Annotated in this window: 15 protein-coding genes; 9 read left to right on the top strand and 6 right to left on the bottom strand. The window is 63.8% G+C overall.

The window, feature by feature from the left end:
* Positions 1–29: 29 nt before the first annotated feature.
* The 5 genes from truB to rimP all read right to left on the bottom strand — a co-directional run bounded on the left by truB (position 30) and on the right by rimP (position 6,480).
* Positions 30–971, bottom strand: coding sequence for a tRNA pseudouridine(55) synthase TruB (gene truB, locus Q352_RS0114035; protein WP_028499890.1), 942 nt, complete (start codon positions 969–971; stop codon positions 30–32).
* A gap of 69 nt (positions 972–1,040) precedes the next feature.
* Complete coding sequence (gene rbfA, locus Q352_RS0114040) at positions 1,041–1,448, bottom strand: 30S ribosome-binding factor RbfA (protein WP_028499891.1); 408 nt, start codon at positions 1,446–1,448, stop codon at positions 1,041–1,043.
* A gap of 87 nt (positions 1,449–1,535) precedes the next feature.
* Positions 1,536–4,436, bottom strand: coding sequence for a translation initiation factor IF-2 (gene infB / locus Q352_RS0114045; protein ID WP_028499892.1), 2,901 nt, complete (start codon positions 4,434–4,436; stop codon positions 1,536–1,538).
* A 49-nt stretch (positions 4,437–4,485) separates the two neighbouring features.
* Positions 4,486–5,982, bottom strand: a complete 1,497-nt coding sequence (gene nusA / locus Q352_RS0114050; RefSeq protein ID WP_028499893.1) for a transcription termination factor NusA — start codon at positions 5,980–5,982, stop codon at positions 4,486–4,488.
* Positions 5,983–6,054: 72 nt separating this feature from the next.
* Positions 6,055–6,480 carry a ribosome maturation factor RimP gene (gene rimP, locus Q352_RS0114055; protein ID WP_028499894.1) on the bottom strand — a complete coding sequence of 142 codons (426 nt, stop codon included), beginning with the start codon at positions 6,478–6,480 and terminating at the stop codon, positions 6,055–6,057.
* A 284-nt stretch (positions 6,481–6,764) separates the two neighbouring features.
* Here rimP and Q352_RS0114060 point away from each other — a divergent pair, with 284 nt between their 5' ends.
* The 9 genes from Q352_RS0114060 to Q352_RS0114100 all read left to right on the top strand — a co-directional run bounded on the left by Q352_RS0114060 (position 6,765) and on the right by Q352_RS0114100 (position 16,079).
* On the top strand, positions 6,765–8,441 hold the full coding sequence (locus Q352_RS0114060) for an AMP-binding protein (protein ID WP_028499895.1): 1,677 nt from the start codon (positions 6,765–6,767) through the stop codon (positions 8,439–8,441).
* Between the two features lie 336 nt (positions 8,442–8,777).
* Complete coding sequence (locus Q352_RS0114065; RefSeq protein WP_028499896.1) at positions 8,778–9,125, top strand: arsenate reductase; 348 nt, start codon at positions 8,778–8,780, stop codon at positions 9,123–9,125.
* Entirely contained in the window at positions 9,125–10,255 is a 1,131-nt protein-coding gene (gene dapE, locus Q352_RS0114070; RefSeq protein ID WP_028499897.1) for a succinyl-diaminopimelate desuccinylase, read from the top strand. Before Q352_RS0114065 ends, dapE begins: the two co-directional genes overlap by 1 nt.
* Positions 10,256–10,407: 152 nt before the next feature.
* Complete coding sequence (locus Q352_RS0114075; RefSeq protein WP_028499898.1) at positions 10,408–11,031, top strand: MarC family protein; 624 nt, start codon at positions 10,408–10,410, stop codon at positions 11,029–11,031.
* A gap of 56 nt (positions 11,032–11,087) precedes the next feature.
* On the top strand, positions 11,088–12,095 hold the full coding sequence (locus Q352_RS0114080) for an isocitrate/isopropylmalate dehydrogenase family protein (RefSeq protein ID WP_028499899.1): 1,008 nt from the start codon (positions 11,088–11,090) through the stop codon (positions 12,093–12,095).
* 132 nt (positions 12,096–12,227) lie between these two features.
* Complete coding sequence (gene pflB, locus Q352_RS0114085) at positions 12,228–14,489, top strand: formate C-acetyltransferase (RefSeq protein ID WP_028499900.1); 2,262 nt, start codon at positions 12,228–12,230, stop codon at positions 14,487–14,489.
* A complete protein-coding gene (gene pflA, locus Q352_RS21230) occupies positions 14,486–15,217 on the top strand; it encodes a pyruvate formate-lyase-activating protein (RefSeq protein WP_051528977.1) in 732 nt (243 codons plus the stop codon). Before pflB ends, pflA begins: the two co-directional genes overlap by 4 nt.
* Positions 15,218–15,429: 212 nt before the next feature.
* On the top strand, positions 15,430–15,750 hold the full coding sequence (locus Q352_RS0114095) for a type II toxin-antitoxin system RelE/ParE family toxin (protein ID WP_146745021.1): 321 nt from the start codon (positions 15,430–15,432) through the stop codon (positions 15,748–15,750).
* A complete protein-coding gene (locus Q352_RS0114100; protein ID WP_028499902.1) occupies positions 15,747–16,079 on the top strand; it encodes an addiction module antidote protein in 333 nt (110 codons plus the stop codon). Before Q352_RS0114095 ends, Q352_RS0114100 begins: the two co-directional genes overlap by 4 nt.
* A gap of 497 nt (positions 16,080–16,576) precedes the next feature.
* Here Q352_RS0114100 and Q352_RS0114105 read toward each other — a convergent pair whose 3' ends face one another.
* The gene (locus tag Q352_RS0114105) at positions 16,577–17,350 is read right to left on the bottom strand and encodes a MetQ/NlpA family ABC transporter substrate-binding protein (RefSeq protein WP_028499903.1); all 774 of its coding nucleotides are present in this window, start codon (positions 17,348–17,350) and stop codon (positions 16,577–16,579) included.
* Positions 17,351–17,392 lie beyond the last annotated feature (42 nt).

The following is a 17,392-nucleotide window of genomic DNA, read 5'->3' on the forward strand; positions in this document are numbered from 1 at the left end:
TACGGCGAGCCTTGACCCATCCGTACTCCCTAAGCGGACACGGGCTTGTTGGCCAGCATCCGGTTCGGCCACAACAGGCCATCCTTGCGGATTTCACCCAGACCGATAAACCGCCCGTCTTCTGTGTACAGGCGGAAGTCCCGGATTATTGCATCATTCTCCCCCGCCCGCACGGTATTTTGTGCGGCCAGCGCAGGCTGACCATGGCAGAGGCGGTGAATGTCGGCATCATCGAGCACCGTGCGCGGCAGATGGGCCACCAGCACGTCGGGCGGCATCAGCAGCCCGTCGCGCGCGTCTTCCGCCACCGCTTCCAGTGCGTCCAGCGTCAGCGCGTCGGCAACTTCAAAACCCGCCGTCCGCGTACGGCGCAGTCCGGTCAGATAGGCACCGCAGCCCAGCACGGCGCCAATGTCGGCGGCCAGCGTGCGCACATAAGTACCCTTGCTGCACTGGACATTGATCACGGCGGTGTCGCCGTCAAACCCGACCAGCTCGATCGAGTGGATGGTGATGCGGCGCACCTTGCGCTCGATCTCGATCCCCTCGCGCGCGTACTCGTACAGCGCCTTGCCCTGGAACTTCAGCGCCGAGTGCATCGGCGGCACCTGTTCAATCTCGCCGAGGAAGCCGTCGAGCACCTCGCGCAGCCGGTCGGCGTCAAAGTTCACCGGCCCGACCGGGGTAATCTCCCCCTCGGCATCCAGCGTGGTGCTGACCGCGCCGAAGCGGACGGTCGCACAATAGCCCTTGTCGGCGTCGAGCAGAAAGGCGGAGAACTTGGTCGCTTCGCCAAGGCAGACCGGCAGCAGGCCGGTGGCCAGCGGATCGAGCACGCCGGTATGACCGGCTTTCTGCGCACGGTACAGCCAGCGCACCCGTTGCAGGGCGGTGTTGCTCGACAGGTGCAGCGGTTTGTCGAGCAGAAAAACGCCGTCCACGGGACGGCGGGGAATGCGAACTTGGGTCATGGGTCCGGTGTCACCGGCCGGTGCGGACACCGGCCGGAAAAGGGGTTCGGATGAAAGTGGCGCGGCCCGTCAGGACTTCGCTTCGCCTTCGCCGGCGTCTTCGTCTTCGGGACGAAGCTCGGCGTCTTCCTGCGCGACCCGGTTCAGCAGCGCGTCCATGTACAGGCCGTGCTCGATCGAATGGTCGTAGACGAAATGCAGCTGCGGCACGGTGAAGATCTTGATCGTGCGCGCAATTTCGCTGCGCAGCCAGCCGGCGGCGCGGTCCAGCGTGTCCTGGGTTTCGCTCGGGTCTTCGGCATTCATCACCGTGTAGAACACCTTGGCGTGCGAATAGTCGCGCGTGACCTCGACACCGGTCAGCGTGATGAAGCCGACACGCGGATCCTTCAGCTCGGAACGGATCAGTTCCGCCAGCTCGCGCTGCATCTGGTCGGCAATCCGGTCGGCCCGGGAAAAGCCTTTTTTCTTCGGCATGTTCTGCCTCCTAAAACAAAAGCGGCGGGCTTTCGCCCGCCGCGGGCCGGAAGTGCCGTTGCCGGCACGTCCCGCCATCCATTGCCATTACAGCGTACGGGCGACTTCGACGATCTCGTAGGCTTCCAGATGATCGCCTTCGACCAGATCGTTGTAGTGCTTCATCATCAGACCGCACTCGAAGCCCTGCTTGACTTCCTTCGCGTCGTCCTTGAAGCGCTTGAGCGAGTCGAGTTCGCCATCGTGCACCACCACGTTGTTGCGGATGATGCGGATGCGCGACGTCTTCTTGACCACGCCGTCGATGACCATACAACCGGCGATGGTGCCGACCTTGGACACGACGAACAGCTGCCGCACTTCGACCATACCGGTGATTTCTTCCTTCTTCTCCGGCGCCAGCATGCCGGACAGGGCGGATTTCACCTCGTCGATCGCATCATAGATGATGTTGTAGTAGCGGATGTCGACACCGCTGGACTCGGCAGCCTTGCGGGCAGCCGCATCGGCGCGGGTGTTGAAGCCAATGATGACGGCGTTCGAGGCAGCGGCCAGGTTGACGTCCGACTCGGTGATGCCACCGACGCCCGAGTGCAGGATCTGCACGCGGACTTCGTCGGTCGACAGCTTTTGCAGGCTGCCGGCCAGCGCTTCGTACGAACCCTGCATGTCGGCCTTGATGATGAGCGGCAGCGAACGGACTTCGCCTTCGGCCATCTGCGCAAACATGTTTTCCAGCTTGGCGGCCTGCTGCTTGGCCAGACGCACGTCGCGGAACTTGCCGGCGCGGAACATCGCGATTTCGCGCGCTTTCTTTTCGTCGGTCAGCACCATGGCGTCTTCACCGGCGGCGGGCACGTCGGACAGGCCAAGAATTTCGACCGGAATGGCCGGACCGGCCTGGTCGATCTGCTTGCCGTTCTCGTCGAGCATGGCACGGACACGACCGAATGCGGTACCGGCCAGCACGATGTCACCCTTGCGCAGGGTACCCGACTGCACCAGCAGCGTGGCCACCGGGCCGCGGCCCTTGTCCAGACGCGCTTCGACGATGATGCCCTTGGCCGGGGCGTCGATCGGCGCCGTCAGCTCAAGCACTTCGGCCTGCAGCAGGATCGCTTCCAGCAGCGCATCGATATTGGTGCCCTGCTTTGCCGACACTTCGATGAACTGGGTATCACCACCCCAGTCTTCCGGCACGACTTCGTAGCTGACCAGTTCCTGGCGGATACGCTCGGGATTGGCACCTGCCTTGTCGATCTTGTTCACCGCGACCACGATCGGCACACCGGCCGCCTTGGCGTGGTTCACCGCTTCGATGGTCTGCGGCATCACGCCGTCGTCAGCCGCCACCACCAGCACGACGATGTCGGTCGCCTTCGCACCACGGGCACGCATGGCCGTAAAGGCTTCGTGACCCGGGGTGTCGAGGAAGGTGATCATGCCGCGCGGGGTTTCCACGTGGTAGGCACCGATGTGCTGGGTAATGCCGCCGGCTTCGCCTGCCGCCACCTTGGCGCGACGGATGAAGTCGAGCAGCGAGGTCTTGCCGTGGTCGACGTGACCCATGACGGTCACGACCGGTGCACGCGATTCCTGGCGGGCTTCTTCCTGGCCTTCCGGCTTTTCCAGATAAGCTTCCGGATCGTCGGTCTTGGCAGCCTTGGCGATATGGCCCATGTCCTCGACGATGATCATCGCCGTTTCCTGGTCCAGCACCTGGTTGATGGTCACCATCATGCCCATCTTCATCAGCGTCTTGATCACTTCGGCAGCTTTCACCGCCATCTTGTGGGCAAGATCACCAACGGTGATGGTTTCCGGCACCAGCACTTCATGCACGACCGGATCGGTCGGTGCCTGGAAGGCATGCTGGCCGGACTGCTGCTGGCGACGACCACCCTTGCGGCCGGTCTTCCAGCCACCGCCGGCGTCGCCGCCGCGGGTCTTCAGACCACCACGCTTCTTGTTGTCGTCACGGCTGTCACGATGACCACCTGCGGCACCCTTCTTGGCACCGCCGGCCGGACGCCGGTCTTCACCAGCCGGAGCCGGACGGGCCGCGCCGCCTGCCGCACCCGGAGCAGGACGTGCACCACCCGGAGCCGGACGCGCGCCACCCGCTGCGGCGGGGCGAGCCCCGGCCGCCGGACGGGCGCCTGCAGCCGGACGCGCCGCGGGTGCGGCAGCCGGGGCTGCGGCACGCGGGGCTTCGACCGGCTTCGGACGTGCGGCTTCTTCCGCCTTCTGCTGGGCGGCCAGTTTGGCTGCCATGCGGCGGGATTCGCGTTCCTGGCGTTCGCGGATCAGTGCTTCCTGGCGCGAGCGCAGTTCGGCCTGACGACGTTCGTCAGCCGCGCGCAGCGCGATTTCCTCATCGCTGAGGATGGAGATCGGGCGAGCCGGAGCGGCTTCAGCCGGCGCTTCCTTTGCCGGCTCGGCAGCGGCTTCCTTCTTCGCTTCGGCCCTGGCCGGTGCCGGCTTGCTGTCGGCCACCGGGGCAGCGGCAACCGGCGCCGGGGCGGCAGGCGCCTCGGCCGGGGCAGCTTCCGGCTTGGCGGCAGCCGCTTCCGGCCGGGCCTCGACCACCGGTTCCGGGCGCGTTTCGACGACCGGTTCCGGGCGGGCTTCAACCACCGGGGCCGGCGTCACGTCGGCGACCGGCGCGGCTTCGGCTGCGGCGGTTTCCGCAGCAGCGTCTTCCGGGCGAACCAGCGTGCGTTTCTTCTTCACTTCCACCTGGATGGTGCGCGAGCGGCCAGCGGCGTCATTGGCGCGAATCTCGCTGGTTTCCTTGCGCTTCAGCATCACGCGACCCTTGTCGCCGCGCCCACCGCGCAGAAATTCCAGCAGACGTGCCTTGTCCTCACGCGACAGCGTGTCATCAATCGAGCTTTTTGCAACGCCGGCTGATCTCAGCTGCTCGAGCAACTGCTCGGGCTGCATTTTCAGCTCGCCGGCGAACTGTTTCACATTCGTCTCAAGCATGCGGTTTCCTGTTCAATCCTTCGTATCCGGTCGTCCGGTCCGCCGGGCGTCAATTCTGTTCGAACCAGTGCTCACGCGCCTTCATGATCAGGGCACGCGCTTCTTCTTCGGTGATGTTGGTCATGTCGGCGAGTTCGTCGACAGCCAGGTCGGCCAGGTCATCGCGGGTGACGATGCCGTTGTCCACCAGCTTGACCAGGATTTCCTGGTTGAGGCCTTCCAGCTTGCGAAGTTCCTCTTCGACGCTGTTGACCTTTTCTTCCGACGCAATGGCCTGCGTCAGCAAGGCTTCGCGAGCACGGCTGCGCAACTCGTTGACCGTGTCCTCATCGAAAGCGGCAATGCCCAGCATTTCCTCGACCGGCACATAGGCGATTTCCTCCAGGGAGGTAAAGCCCTCGGCCACCAGCACTTCGGCCACATCGGCGTCGACGTCGAGATTGTCCATGAACAACTGGCGCATCGCGGCGTACTCGACCTCGGTCTTTTCCTCGGCTTCGGCGACGGTCATGATGTTCAGCACCCAGCCGGTCAGCTCGGACGCCAGACGCACGTTCTGGCCGCCACGGCCGATCGCCAGCGCCAGCTGGCCCTCGTCGACCACGACATCCATCGAGTGGTTGTCTTCGTCGACCAGGATGCGTTCGACTTCTGCCGGGGACAGCGCGTTGATCACATACTGGATGATGTCGCCGGCCCACAGCACGATGTCGACGCGTTCGCCGGCCAGCTCGCCGGTGACGGCCTGGACGCGGGAACCCCGCATGCCGATACACGTGCCCTGCGGGTCGATGCGCGGGTCGTTCGCCTTGACGGCGATCTTGGCGCGGCTGCCCGGATCACGGGCGCAGCCACGGATTTCCAGCAGTTCGTCCTCGATCTCCGGCACTTCCTGCTTGAACAGTTCGACCACGAACTGCGAAGCCGTACGCGACAGGATGATCTGCGGCCCGCGACCGGTACGGTCGACGCGCAGCAGATAGGCCTTGACGCGGTCGCCCACGCGCAGGTTTTCCTTCGGGATCTGCTGCTCGCGCGGCAGCAGGGCTTCGAGCTTGCCCAGGTCGACGATCACGTTGCCACGCTCGATGCGCTTGATCGTGCCGGAAACCAGCATCTCGTTACGGTCGAGGAAATCGGTCAGGATCTGCTCGCGTTCGGCATCGCGGATGCGTTGCAGGATGACCTGCTTCGCGGTCTGCGCGCCGATGCGGCCAAATTCGACCGGCTCGACCGGTTCTTCCTTTACAGTGCCCACAACCGGTTCGACGCCGAATTCCTCGGCGTCGGACATGGCGATCTGCCGGCTGGGGAATTCGTGGTCGTTGTCTTCGACCACCGTCCAGCGGCGATAGGTTTCATATTCGCCAGACACGCGATCGATGTGCACGCGCACATCGATCTCGTCCTGACTGATCTTGTCCTGGCTGATTTTCTTTTTGGTTGCTGAGGCCAGCGCCATTTCCAGCGCGCTGAACACAATATCCTTGCTGACGTTCTTTTCACGCGCCAGCGCATCTACCAGCAGCAAAATTTCGCGACTCATGCATTCCTCCGAATTCTTGTCACCGCATCCCGGCCCACATCGGCCGACGGCCGCTTCGCCCGTTCTCCCCGATCAGAACTCGGGGTCGAGCCGCGCCTTGTCGATGCTGGCGAACGGAATGGACACACGCTCGCCATCGATATCGATATCCACATTCCCGTCGACGAGTCCGATCAGCACGCCGGCAAAATTCTTGCGTTGCCCGACCAGCACACGCGTCTTGATCTTGACCCGCTCGCCGGCGAAGCGGATATAGTCCGCCTCTTTCTTCAATGGGCGATCCAGCCCTGGCGAACTGACTTCCAGTCGCTCATAGTCCACGTTTTCGACGCTGAACAGGCGTGTCAGGTGATTGCTCACCGAAACGCAATCGTCCAGCGTGATTCCCGCCGGGCAATCGATGAACACGCGCATGCCGCCCCCTCGGGCCAGCTCGAAATCGACTAGTTCATACCCCAGGCCAGGCAGGGTATTTTCCAACAGCGTACGAACATCCATCCAATAGTTTCCGGAAATAAAAAATGGGCGAAACGCCCATCCCTAAACGATCGGATCATAACAGCTATCCGCGTCAAAGGAAACACTGTCCCCACAAGCGCTTACGCGTCGCCGACCACCGGCCCGGGCGCGCAACGCGCTTTGACGCGCAGGAAACTCCACGGCTATAGTCTCGATGTCAAACGATCGTTTGGTACACTGCAGCATGGTCATACACGACCCATACTAAATACGATCCGCTGCCGCCATCCGGCAGGCCACGCGGACAAGAGGAGGATGCATCCATGGACAAACCCTGGCTCAAGAACTATCAAAGCGGCGTCGCCACCGACATCGACATGAATACGTTCCAGTCGATCTCCGAAGTGTTCGCGCGCGCGGTCGGAAAATTCAGCGACCGCCCTGCCATGGCCAATATGGGCAAGATACTCAGCTATGCAGAACTGGATGCGAACACCCGCCATTTCGCGTCCTACCTGCAGCACACGCTGAAGCTGCCGCGCGGCAGCCGCGTGGCGATCATGATGCCCAACCTGCTGCAGTACCCGATCTGCGTATTCGGCATCCTGCGTGCCGGCTACACGGTGGTGAACGTCAACCCGCTGTATACGCCGCGTGAACTCGAGCACCAGCTGCACGATGCCGATGTCGCCGCCATCGTCATCGTCGAGAACTTCGCCCATGTACTGGACCAGGTGCTGGCCCGCACGCCGCTGAAGCACGTGATCGTCACCGGCATCGGCGACATGCTCGGCTTCCCGAAGCGCGCGCTGGTCAACTTCGTCATCCGCAACGTCAAGAAGATGGTACCGCCGTACCGGCTGACCGGCCACATCCGCTTCCTCGATGCGCTGTCCATCGGCAGCCGGCAGGCGCCGGACCCGGTCGCGCTCGGCCATGACGACATCGCCTTCCTTCAGTACACCGGCGGCACCACCGGCGTGGCCAAGGGCGCAATGCTGACGCACGGCAATATCGTCGCCAACATGCTGCAGGCCGGCGCATGGGTGAAACCGGTCGTGCGCGAAGGCCAGGAAATCATCATCACTGCGCTGCCGCTGTATCACATCTTCTCGCTGACGGCGAACCTGATGGTGTTCACCGAACTGGGCGCACTGAACGTCCTGATCACCAATCCGCGCGACATTGCCGGCTTTATCAAGGACATCAAGAAGTACCCGGTCACGTCGATCACCGGCGTCAACACGCTGTTCAATGCCCTGCTGCACCATCCGGACTTCAAGACGATCGATTTCAGCACCTGGCGCATGGCGCTGGGCGGCGGGATGGCAGTGCAGCGCGCGGTTGCCGAACGCTGGAAGGAGGTCACCGGCGTGCCGCTGATCGAGGCCTACGGTCTGACTGAAACCAGCCCGGCCGCGTGCATGAACCCGCTGAACCTGTCCGAGTACAACGGCAATATCGGCCTGCCGGTCCCGTCGACCGACATCGAAATCCGCTCGCCGGATGGTCAGCCGCTGGGCTTCAACGAGCCGGGCGAGCTGTTCATCAAGGGCCCGCAGGTCATGAAGGGTTACTGGCGGCGTCCGGACGAGACCGCCAAGGTGCTCGGCGCCGACGGTTTCCTGGCCACCGGCGACATGGCCGTGATCAGCGAGGACGGTTTCATCAAGCTGGTCGACCGCAAGAAGGACATGATCCTGGTGTCCGGTTTCAACGTCTATCCGAACGAGATCGAGGATGTCGTCGCGTCGATGCCGAGGGTGCTGGAAGTCGCCTGCATCGGGGTGCCGAGCGAGAAGTCCGGTGAAATCGTCAAGATTTTCGTGGTGCGCAAGGACCCGGCCCTGACCGAAAAGGACGTGCTCGACTACTGCCGCGAAAACCTGACGGCCTACAAGGTTCCGAAGCAGGTCGAGTTCCGCGACGAACTGCCGAAGACCAACGTCGGCAAGATCCTGCGCCGCGCACTGCGTGACGAGGAAACCGCCAGGGCGTAATGTACGGCCGCGACGCTTGTGGACAGTCTGCCGCCCGCGCCCCGCGCGGGCGGGACTGCTCCCAGGGCGGGCACCATCTGCCTCAGTGGCGTCGGTGCATGCCCGACTGACAGAAAATATTGTGAGCACGGCAGTCTGCCTGATTGAGCCCTGCCTCTTCCGTCCCCGCCGCCGCGGGGAAACCTCGCTGCGCTCGTCCGTTCTTCGTCGCGACGCTTGTGGACAGTCTGTCGCCCGCGCCCCGCGCGGCCGCTTTTTTATGTTGTCCGGCGTGCTATAGTCGCCGCGCCTGATTTCCCGGCACTGCCCCCGATCCCGAAGACGAAACCGATTTCAATGAGCACCCTTTACGGCATCCCCAATTGCAGCACGGTCAAAAAGGCCCGCGCCTGGCTCGACAGCCACGCGCAGCCGGTCACCTTTCATGATTTCAAGAAAGCGGGCCTGACGCGCGCGGACGTCGAGCGCTGGCTCGAACAGCAGCCGCTTTCGGTGCTGATCAACCGCAAGGGCACCACCTGGCGTGCACTGGACGAAGCGCAAAAGGCGGCCGCAGACGAGCGGGACAGTGCCATCGAACTGATGCTGGCCCGGCCGTCGCTGATCAAGCGCCCGGTACTGGAACATGGCGGCCGCGTGCTGGTCGGTTTTGACGAAACGGTTTACGCCGGGGTATTCGCCTGATGAATCCGACGCTCTCTCTTGCCTGCGACCTGATCGCGCGCGATTCGACCACGCCGGCCGATGCCGGCTGCCAGGAACTGATGATCGAGCGACTGGCCCGCGCCGGATTCACCATCGAGCGCATGCGTTTCGCCGATGTGGACAATTTCTGGGCCCGCCGCGGCAGCGACGGTCCGCTGCTGTGCTTTGCCGGCCATACCGACGTGGTGCCGACCGGCCCGCTGGACGCCTGGCATTCGGCACCGTTCACGCCGACGATCCGCGACGGCCACCTGTTCGGTCGCGGCGCCGCAGACATGAAAGCCTCGCTGGCCGCCTTCATCACCGCAATCGAGGACTTCGTTGCCGCCCATCCGGACCATCGCGGTTCGATCGCGCTGCTGATCACCTCGGACGAAGAAGGCATCGCCACCCACGGCACACGGCAGGTAGTCGAAACCCTGGCGGCACGCAATGAGCGGATCGACTGGTGCGTGGTCGGCGAACCGACATCGGCGAAAACCTTTGGCGATACGGTCAAGAACGGCCGGCGCGGATCGCTGTCCGGCAAGCTGGTGGTCAAGGGCATCCAGGGCCATATCGCCTACCCGCATCTGGCGCGCAACCCGGTGCACCTGCTGGCGCCGGCACTGGCCGAACTGGCCGCCGTCAGATGGGATGACGGCAACGCCGATTTTCCGCCAACCAGCTGGCAGGTATCGAACCTGCATGCCGGTACCGGCGCGACCAACATCATTCCCGGCACCGCCGAGCTGATGTTCAATTTCCGCTTCTCGACCGAGCACAGTGCCGACAGTCTGAAGGAACGCGTGCATGCGATTCTGGACCGGCACGGTCTGGACTATGATCTGGACTGGACCCTGTCCGGCAACCCGTTCCTGGCCCGCACCGGCCGGCTGATCGAGGCGGTCAGTGCCGCCATCGAGGCCACGACCGGCCAGCGCCCGGCGCTGAACACCACCGGCGGCACGTCGGATGGCCGTTTCATCAAGGATATCTGCCCCGAAGTGATTGAATTCGGCCCGCTGAACGCCACAATCCACAAACTCAATGAATGCGTGGCGGTCGACGATGTTGCCCGCCTGTCCGAGGTCTACCGACGCACCCTGGTCGCCCTGCTGGCCGACTGAGCAGCGCCTGAAGGCGCCGGCCCTCCACTGTTTCACCACGCCTTTCGCCGCCGCGAAGGGCGAGCCCCGCTGCCGCCGTCAGCGGGGCGTCGTCATTGCACCGGGAGCCGGCGGCCCCGGTATTTCTCTTACCGTCGAACCATAATACGAACATGGAAGTCCTGAAAATATTCATTGCGCTGCTGGTGCTGGTCAACCCGCTCGGCGCCATCCCGATCTTTATCGGCCTGACGCCGAACGCGTCGCTGGACGAGCGCAACAAGATCGCCCTCACCGCCTCCAAGGCGGTGGCCATCGTCATGGTGCTGTTCGTCCTGATCGGCGACGGCATGCTGAAATTCCTCAACATCAGCGTCGGCTCGTTCCAGGTCGGCGGCGGCATCCTGATGATGCTGATCGCCATCGCCATGATGAATGCCAAGTCGGCGCCGACCAAGACCACCAAGCAGGAGCAGGAAGAGGCCGAGTTCAAGACCAATGTCGCCGTGGTCCCGCTCGCCATTCCGCTGATGACCGGCCCGGGCACGATCTCGACCATCATCATCTACGCCAGCACGGCCAAGAACTGGATGCACCTCGGCCAGCTGATGATCGCCTGCCTGCTGTGCGCCGCCACCTGCTTTGCCGCCCTGCGCGCCGCCACGCCGATCAGCCGCATGCTCGGCCAGACCGGCATCAATATCGTCAACCGGGTCATGGGCATGGTGCTGGCAGCGGTGTCGGTCGAAGTGATCGTCAACGGCCTGTACAGCCTGTTCCCGAAACTGGCCGGCTGAGCGGACAGGCAGACGCTACAATCATCCGTATCGCATAAGCAACGGATGGTTCCGCCGTGTCTCCCCTCTCCCTTTGCGTGATCGCCGGCGACGGCATTGGTCGTGAAGTCGTGCCGGCGGCCTGCCGGGTGCTGGCACGCCTGCGTCCCGATATCGGCATGATCGAGGCCGAGGCCGGCTGGGACACGTTTCAGCGCGTCGGTCAGGCCCTGCCCGACGCCACCCTGGCCACGGCGCGCGCCTGTGGCGCCGTGCTGTTCGGCGCCGTATCGTCGCCATCACACAGGGTCGACGGCTATCGCTCGCCGATCGTCGCGCTGCGCCGTGCGCTGGATACCCATGCCAATCTGCGACCGGTCAGGCCGCTGGGCGGCATCGGGCGTCCGGATGTCGATCTGCTGATCGTGCGCGAGAACACCGAAGACCTGTATATCGGCGAGGAGCGCAGCGATGGCGACACTGCCGAGGCCATCAAGCGCATTACCCGCCATGCCAGCGAGCGGGTCGGCCGCGTGGCCGCCCGGCTTGCCGCCGGGCGCGGCGGCAGACTGACCATCGTCCACAAGGCCAATATCCTGCCGCTGACCGACGGCCTGTTCCGCGACAGCGTCCGCGCCGCAGCCAGTGGCTGGCCGGCGCTGACGCTCGACGAATGCCTGGTCGACACCGCCGCGCTGCGCCTGGTCCAGCACCCGGAACACTTCGACGTGCTGGTCGCGCCGAATCTGTACGGCGACATCCTGTCCGACCTGGCCGCTGCCCATGCCGGCGGCCTCGGCCTTGCCGCATCGCTGAATCTCGGCGAACAGTGCGCCATCGCCGAACCGGTGCATGGCTCGGCCCCCGATATCGCCGGACGCGGCATCGCCAACCCCGCCGCCACCTTCGCCTCGCTGGCCCTGCTGCTGCGCCACCACTGGCGCGATGCGGACAGCGCGTCCCGGCTGGATGCCGCCATCGACCACGTGCTGGCACAGGGAATCCGCACACCGGACCTTGGTGGCGACGCCAGCTGCGAGCAGGTGACCCGGGCCGTCTGCGACGCCGTGCTTGCCAGCCGCTGATTTGCGCAAACGAACCCGCAACGAACAAAATCGCGGGCAATAATTTGATAAAACGCAAAAAATCGCCCCGGACAGGCGCGATAATGAATCAGATCCTCTTCATATGTATTCGTTTTCGAAACGGAGCCTGCCATGAACGCGCGCGACACGATGCTCTCTCCCTCCATTGATCCCTGGACGGGTTTCGCTCCCGGCGTCTGGCAGCAGCAAGTGGACGTCCGCGACTTCATTCAGCGCAACTACACACCCTATGACGGCGACGAGCGCTTTCTGGCGCCGGCCACCGAGCGGACCCGGGCACTGTGGCAGGCACTTGGCAGCTTGCTGGCACAGGAACGCGAACGCGGCGTGCTTGATGTATCGACCGACAGGCCGGCCGGCATCACCGCTCATGCGGCGGGGTATATCGACCGCGGGCAGGAACTGATTGTCGGCCTGCAGACCGATGCGCCACTGAAACGCGCCATCATGCCGAATGGCGGCCTGCGCATGGTCGAAAGCGGGCTGAAGGCCTATGGCTTCGAGCTCGATCCGGCCATCCGCGACATCTGGACCCGCCATCGCAAGAGCCATAACCAGGGCGTGTTCGACATCTACAGCCCTGACGTGCTGGCCGCGCGCAAGTCGGCCATCATCACCGGGCTGCCGGACGCCTATGGTCGCGGCCGCATCATCGGCGATTACCGGCGCGTCGCGCTGTATGGGACAGACGTGCTGCGCGAGCACAAACAGCACGAATTCCATGCGCTGGACAACAGCGTGTTTACCGATGACGTCATGCGCCTGCGCGAGGAACTCAGCGAGCAGTGGCGCGCGCTGGACGAATTGCGGCAGATGGCCGCCAGCTATGGTTTCGATATCAGCCGCCCGGCAGCCACTGCCCGCGAAGCGGTGCAATGGACTTATTTCGCCTATCTGGCCGCCGTCAAGGAGCAGAACGGGGCCGCAATGTCGATCGGCCGCATCTCGACCTTCCTCGACATCTACCTGCAGCGTGATCTCGACGCCGGCCTGCTCGACGAAGCCGGCGCGCAGGAGTTGGTCGACGATCTGGTCATCAAGCTGCGCATAGTCCGCTTCCTGCGCACGCCGGAATACGACCAGCTGTTTTCCGGCGACCCGACCTGGGTAACCGAATGCGTCGGTGGCATCGGCGAGGATGGCCGTCCGCTGGTAACCCGCAACAGTTTCCGTTTCCTCAACACCCTGTACAACCTCGGCCCGGCGCCGGAACCGAACCTGACCGTGCTGTGGAGCGTGCAGCTGCCGCGCGGCTTCAAGGACTTCGCGGCCCGGGTGTCGATCGAAACCAGTTCGATCCAGTACGAAAACGATGACCTGATGCGGCCGAAATGGGGCGACGACTACGGTATCGCCTGCTGCGTGTCGGCCATGCGCATCGGCAAGCAGATGCAGTTCTTCGGCGCGCGCGCCAATCTGGCCAAGGCCCTGCTGTATGCAATCAACGGCGGCGTCGATGAAAAGAGTGGCGTCACCGTCGCCACCGGTTTCGAGCCGATCCGCAGCGACGTCCTCGACTACGACGAGGTAATGGCAAAGTTCGACCCGATGATGGACTGGCTGGCCGCAACCTACGTCAAGGCGCTGAACAGCATCCACTACATGCACGACAAGTACGCGTACGAACGCATCGAGATGGCGCTGCACGACCGCGATATCGTCCGCACCATGGCCTGCGGCATCGCCGGGCTGTCGGTCGCGGCCGATTCGCTGTCGGCCATCCGCCATGCCACCGTCCACGTGATCCGCAACGAGGCCGGCCTTGCCGTCGACTTCCGCATCGATGGCGACTACCCGGCCTACGGCAACAATGACGACCGTGCCGACCGCATCGCCGTGGCACTGACGGAAAGCTTCATGCGCAAGATCGCCGCGCAGCCGTATTTCTATCGCCATGCAAAACCGACCCAGTCAGTGCTGACCATCACCTCGAATGTGGTGTACGGCAAGAAGACCGGCAATACGCCGGACGGCCGCCGCGATGGCGAACCGTTTGCACCGGGCGCCAATCCGATGAACGGCCGCGACGTCAAAGGCTTTGTCGCCGCCGGCGCCTCGGTAGCCAAGATCCCGTATGACGCGGCGCTGGACGGCATCAGCTGGACCGCGTCGGCAACGCCGGACGCACTGGGTCGCAGCGATGCCGAGCGCATCCGCAATCTGGGCAACTGCCTGGACGGTTTCGCTGCCGCCGGCGGCTTCCATGTCAACGTCAACGTGTTCAGGCGCGAGACGCTGGTCGATGCCATGCAGCACCCGGAACGCTATCCGCAGCTGACCATCCGCGTGTCCGGTTATGCGGTGAATTTCATCAAGCTGACCCGCGAGCAGCAGCTGGACGTGATCAACCGGACTTTCCACGGTGCGATGTGAACGACTGTGGCTACCTGCATTCGGTAGAAAGCGGCGCGGCGGCTGACGGGCCGGGCGTCCGGCTGGTTTTCTTCCTGTCCGGCTGCCAGTTCCGCTGCCTGTACTGTCACAACCCGGATACCTGGAAGCTGCATCACGGCCGACCGGTCACGGTCGACCAGGCCATGGCCGAGGTCGAACCGCTGGCCGGCTTTCTGCGCCTGACCGGCGGCGTCACCATCTCCGGCGGCGAACCGCTGATGCAAGCGGCGTTCGCCGGCGCGCTGTTCCGGCGCTGCCGGGCGCTCGGCCTGCATACGGCACTGGATACCCAGGGTTTTCTGCATGCCGACGTCAGCGACGACTGGTTCGATCCGGTCGATCTGGTGCTGCTCGACATCAAGCACAGCGACCCGGCCCGCTACCAGGCGCTGACCGGCCAGCCGCTGCAACCGACACTGGACTTCGCCCGCCGGCTGGTCCGGCTCGGCAAGAAGATGTGGATCCGCTACGTGCTGGTGCCGGGCTGTACCGATGACGTCGCCGATGTCGAGCGGCTGGCCGACTTTGTCGCCACGCTCGGCGATGCGGTCGAGCGCGTCGACATCCTGCCGTTCCACCAGCTCGGCGCACACAAGTGGGCCGAACTCGGCCTCGACTACCGGCTGGCGGACACCTGTCCGCCGTCACCGGCGCTGCTGGCCCGCGTCCAGCGCCAGTTCGCGGACCGGGGCCTGACGGTGTATTGATTACCGGCTGCGATCTGTCTCGGCCAAGCCACAGATCGACCCTCGCCAGCCCCCTGCGCTGGCGTCGCTGCCGGCACTTGTCCCAGTCTCTACCGGGCATGCGGCACGGCGGCTGTCGGCGCCCCCTCCTCCCCGGATTGCTTCCCTTTCCCGCTGCATGCGCTCACTCATTCATTTTGTAATTTATAAGTTACAATAAGGTGTGCATGGCCATGGAACTCCATCGTTATCAATGTCCCGATGGCACCATCCCGCTGACAAACTGGCTGGACGGACTACGGGATGCACGACTAAGAGCGAAGCTGGAAATCCGTTTCCGCAGGCTAAGTACAGGGTTGCTGGGTGACATCAAGCCTGTTGGCGAAGGGGTACTGGAACTCCGTGAGAATTGGGGTGCCGGTTACCGCGTCTACCTGGGCCGACATGGCACGCAGCTTGTCGTCCTGCTGTGTGGAGGCGACAAGCGCACCCAGGATGCAGATATCAGGCAGGCCAGAGAATACTGGCGAGACTGGAAGCAGAGGAATACATGAGTACAAAAAAGCATGTCGCTTCGGTACCTCACCATGAAGCAACACTCGCTGAACTGCGCACAGACCGCGCTTTTGCTGTCGAGTACCTGAGACTGGCACTGGAAGAACTGGATGATCCGGGCCACCGCGCGGCCGGCCTGCTGGCACTGCGCGATGTAGCGGAAGCGCATGGCGGACTGGCCGCCATTGCACAGGAAGCTGGTATTACCCGTGAGGCGCTGTACCGCGCCTTGTCGCCCAATGGCAACCCGACGCTGAAAACCCTGCTGGCTGTACTGCACGCAGTGGGAATGCGACTGTCTGTCGCGCCCGCTCCCGCGCACGACTGACATCACCCCGCCCGAAGCTGGCTATCCCGCTTTGTGGGTGAAAAGAGTGGCGTCAGGGCGGCATGAAAAAACCGCCCCCGGTTGAGACAGGAGGCGGTTTTTCGTATTGGTGCCCGAGGCCGGGGTCGAACCGGCACGACCGAAGTCGAGGGATTTTCTTGCCACTTCGGCTTTCGCCGCCAGCGCAAGCGCTGTTCGTGGTCTGGAGCACGCCTTCACCATAGCCTTGCGGCCACAGGTGCCCGCCGTCTGCTCTCTACACCTTCCCGCGAATCGGATGATCCGGGGCTTGGCTCGGCGTTGGCTCGGCTGCATGACAGCCAGGGCGTTCACCGAATTTGACGGGCGTCACCTTCGGGGTTTCCCCCGGAGGGCTCAAATTTTCAAGTCCCTTGTGTCTACCAGTTTCACCACTCGGGCTGGCAGGGGGCAGATTCTAACCGACCTGCCCATCGCCGGCAAAGACGCCGGCGTCGGGCAGATCAGCGTTCAGGCGCTCAGAAGGCCGGAACGATCGCGCCCTGGTACTTTTCCTGCAGGAATTTCTTCACGGCCGGGCTGGTCAGGGCAGCAGCCAGCTTCTTCATTGCCGGCGACTTGGCATTGTCCGGGCGGGCAACCAGGATGTTCACGTACGGCGACTGCTTGCCTTCGATCGCCAGCGCATCCTTGGTCGGGTTCAGCTTGGCGGCCAGCGCGTAGTTGGTGTTGATCAGCGCCAGATCGACCTGATCCAGCACGCGCGGCAGCGTGGCGGCTTCCAGTTCCTTGAACTTCAGGTTCTTCGGGTTGCTGGCGATGTCCTTGGGGGTGGCCAGGATGTTGCTCGGGTTCTTCAGCTTGATGACCTTGGCCTTGTCCAGCAGCAGCAGCGCGCGGCCACCATTGGTCGGGTCGTTCGGGATTGCGACCACGGCGCCGGACTTCAGGTCGGCCAGCTTCTTGATCCTGGTCGAGTAGGCGCCGAACGGTTCGACGTGCACGCCGACCACCGACACCAGATTGGTGCCCTTGCCCTTGTTGAACTCGTCCAGGTACGGCTTGTGCTGGAAGAAGTTGGCATCCAGGCGCTTCTCGGCGACCTGCACGTTCGGTTGCACGTAGTCGGTGAACACCTTGACTTCCAGATCGACGCCTTCCTTGGCCAGGACCGGCTTGACGAATTCGAGGATTTCCGCGTGCGGCACGGCGGTGGCAGCCACGGTCAGTTTGTCAGCGGCGTGAACCTGGAACGCGGCGACGGTAGCGAGTACAGCGAGCAGTTTTTTCATGACAAGCCTTTTTGGGACGAGAGAGGACACCCGGTCCCACGG

The organism is Microvirgula aerodenitrificans DSM 15089 (assembly GCF_000620105.1).
GTDB lineage: Bacteria > Pseudomonadota > Gammaproteobacteria > Burkholderiales > Aquaspirillaceae > Microvirgula > Microvirgula aerodenitrificans.

Bases quoted from the DNA above. Each gene is read 5' to 3' on its own strand.
- Q352_RS0114105 (WP_028499903.1), bottom strand. From the start codon at position 17,350: ATGAAAAAACTGCTCGCTGTACTCGCTACCGTCGCCGCGTTCCAGGTT.
- rbfA (WP_028499891.1), bottom strand. From the start codon at position 1,448: ATGCCGAAGAAAAAAGGCTTTTCCCGGGCCGACCGGATTGCCGACCAG.
- pflB (WP_028499900.1), top strand. From the start codon at position 12,228: ATGAACGCGCGCGACACGATGCTCTCTCCCTCCATTGATCCCTGGACG.
- rimP (WP_028499894.1), bottom strand. From the start codon at position 6,480: ATGGATGTTCGTACGCTGTTGGAAAATACCCTGCCTGGCCTGGGGTAT.
- nusA (WP_028499893.1), bottom strand. From the start codon at position 5,982: ATGAGTCGCGAAATTTTGCTGCTGGTAGATGCGCTGGCGCGTGAAAAG.
- Q352_RS0114075 (WP_028499898.1), top strand. From the start codon at position 10,408: ATGGAAGTCCTGAAAATATTCATTGCGCTGCTGGTGCTGGTCAACCCG.
- truB (WP_028499890.1), bottom strand. From the start codon at position 971: ATGACCCAAGTTCGCATTCCCCGCCGTCCCGTGGACGGCGTTTTTCTG.
- Q352_RS0114100 (WP_028499902.1), top strand. From the start codon at position 15,747: ATGAGTACAAAAAAGCATGTCGCTTCGGTACCTCACCATGAAGCAACA.
- Q352_RS0114065 (WP_028499896.1), top strand. From the start codon at position 8,778: ATGAGCACCCTTTACGGCATCCCCAATTGCAGCACGGTCAAAAAGGCC.
- Q352_RS0114060 (WP_028499895.1), top strand. From the start codon at position 6,765: ATGGACAAACCCTGGCTCAAGAACTATCAAAGCGGCGTCGCCACCGAC.
- dapE (WP_028499897.1), top strand. From the start codon at position 9,125: ATGAATCCGACGCTCTCTCTTGCCTGCGACCTGATCGCGCGCGATTCG.
- infB (WP_028499892.1), bottom strand. From the start codon at position 4,436: ATGCTTGAGACGAATGTGAAACAGTTCGCCGGCGAGCTGAAAATGCAG.
- Q352_RS0114095 (WP_146745021.1), top strand. From the start codon at position 15,430: ATGGAACTCCATCGTTATCAATGTCCCGATGGCACCATCCCGCTGACA.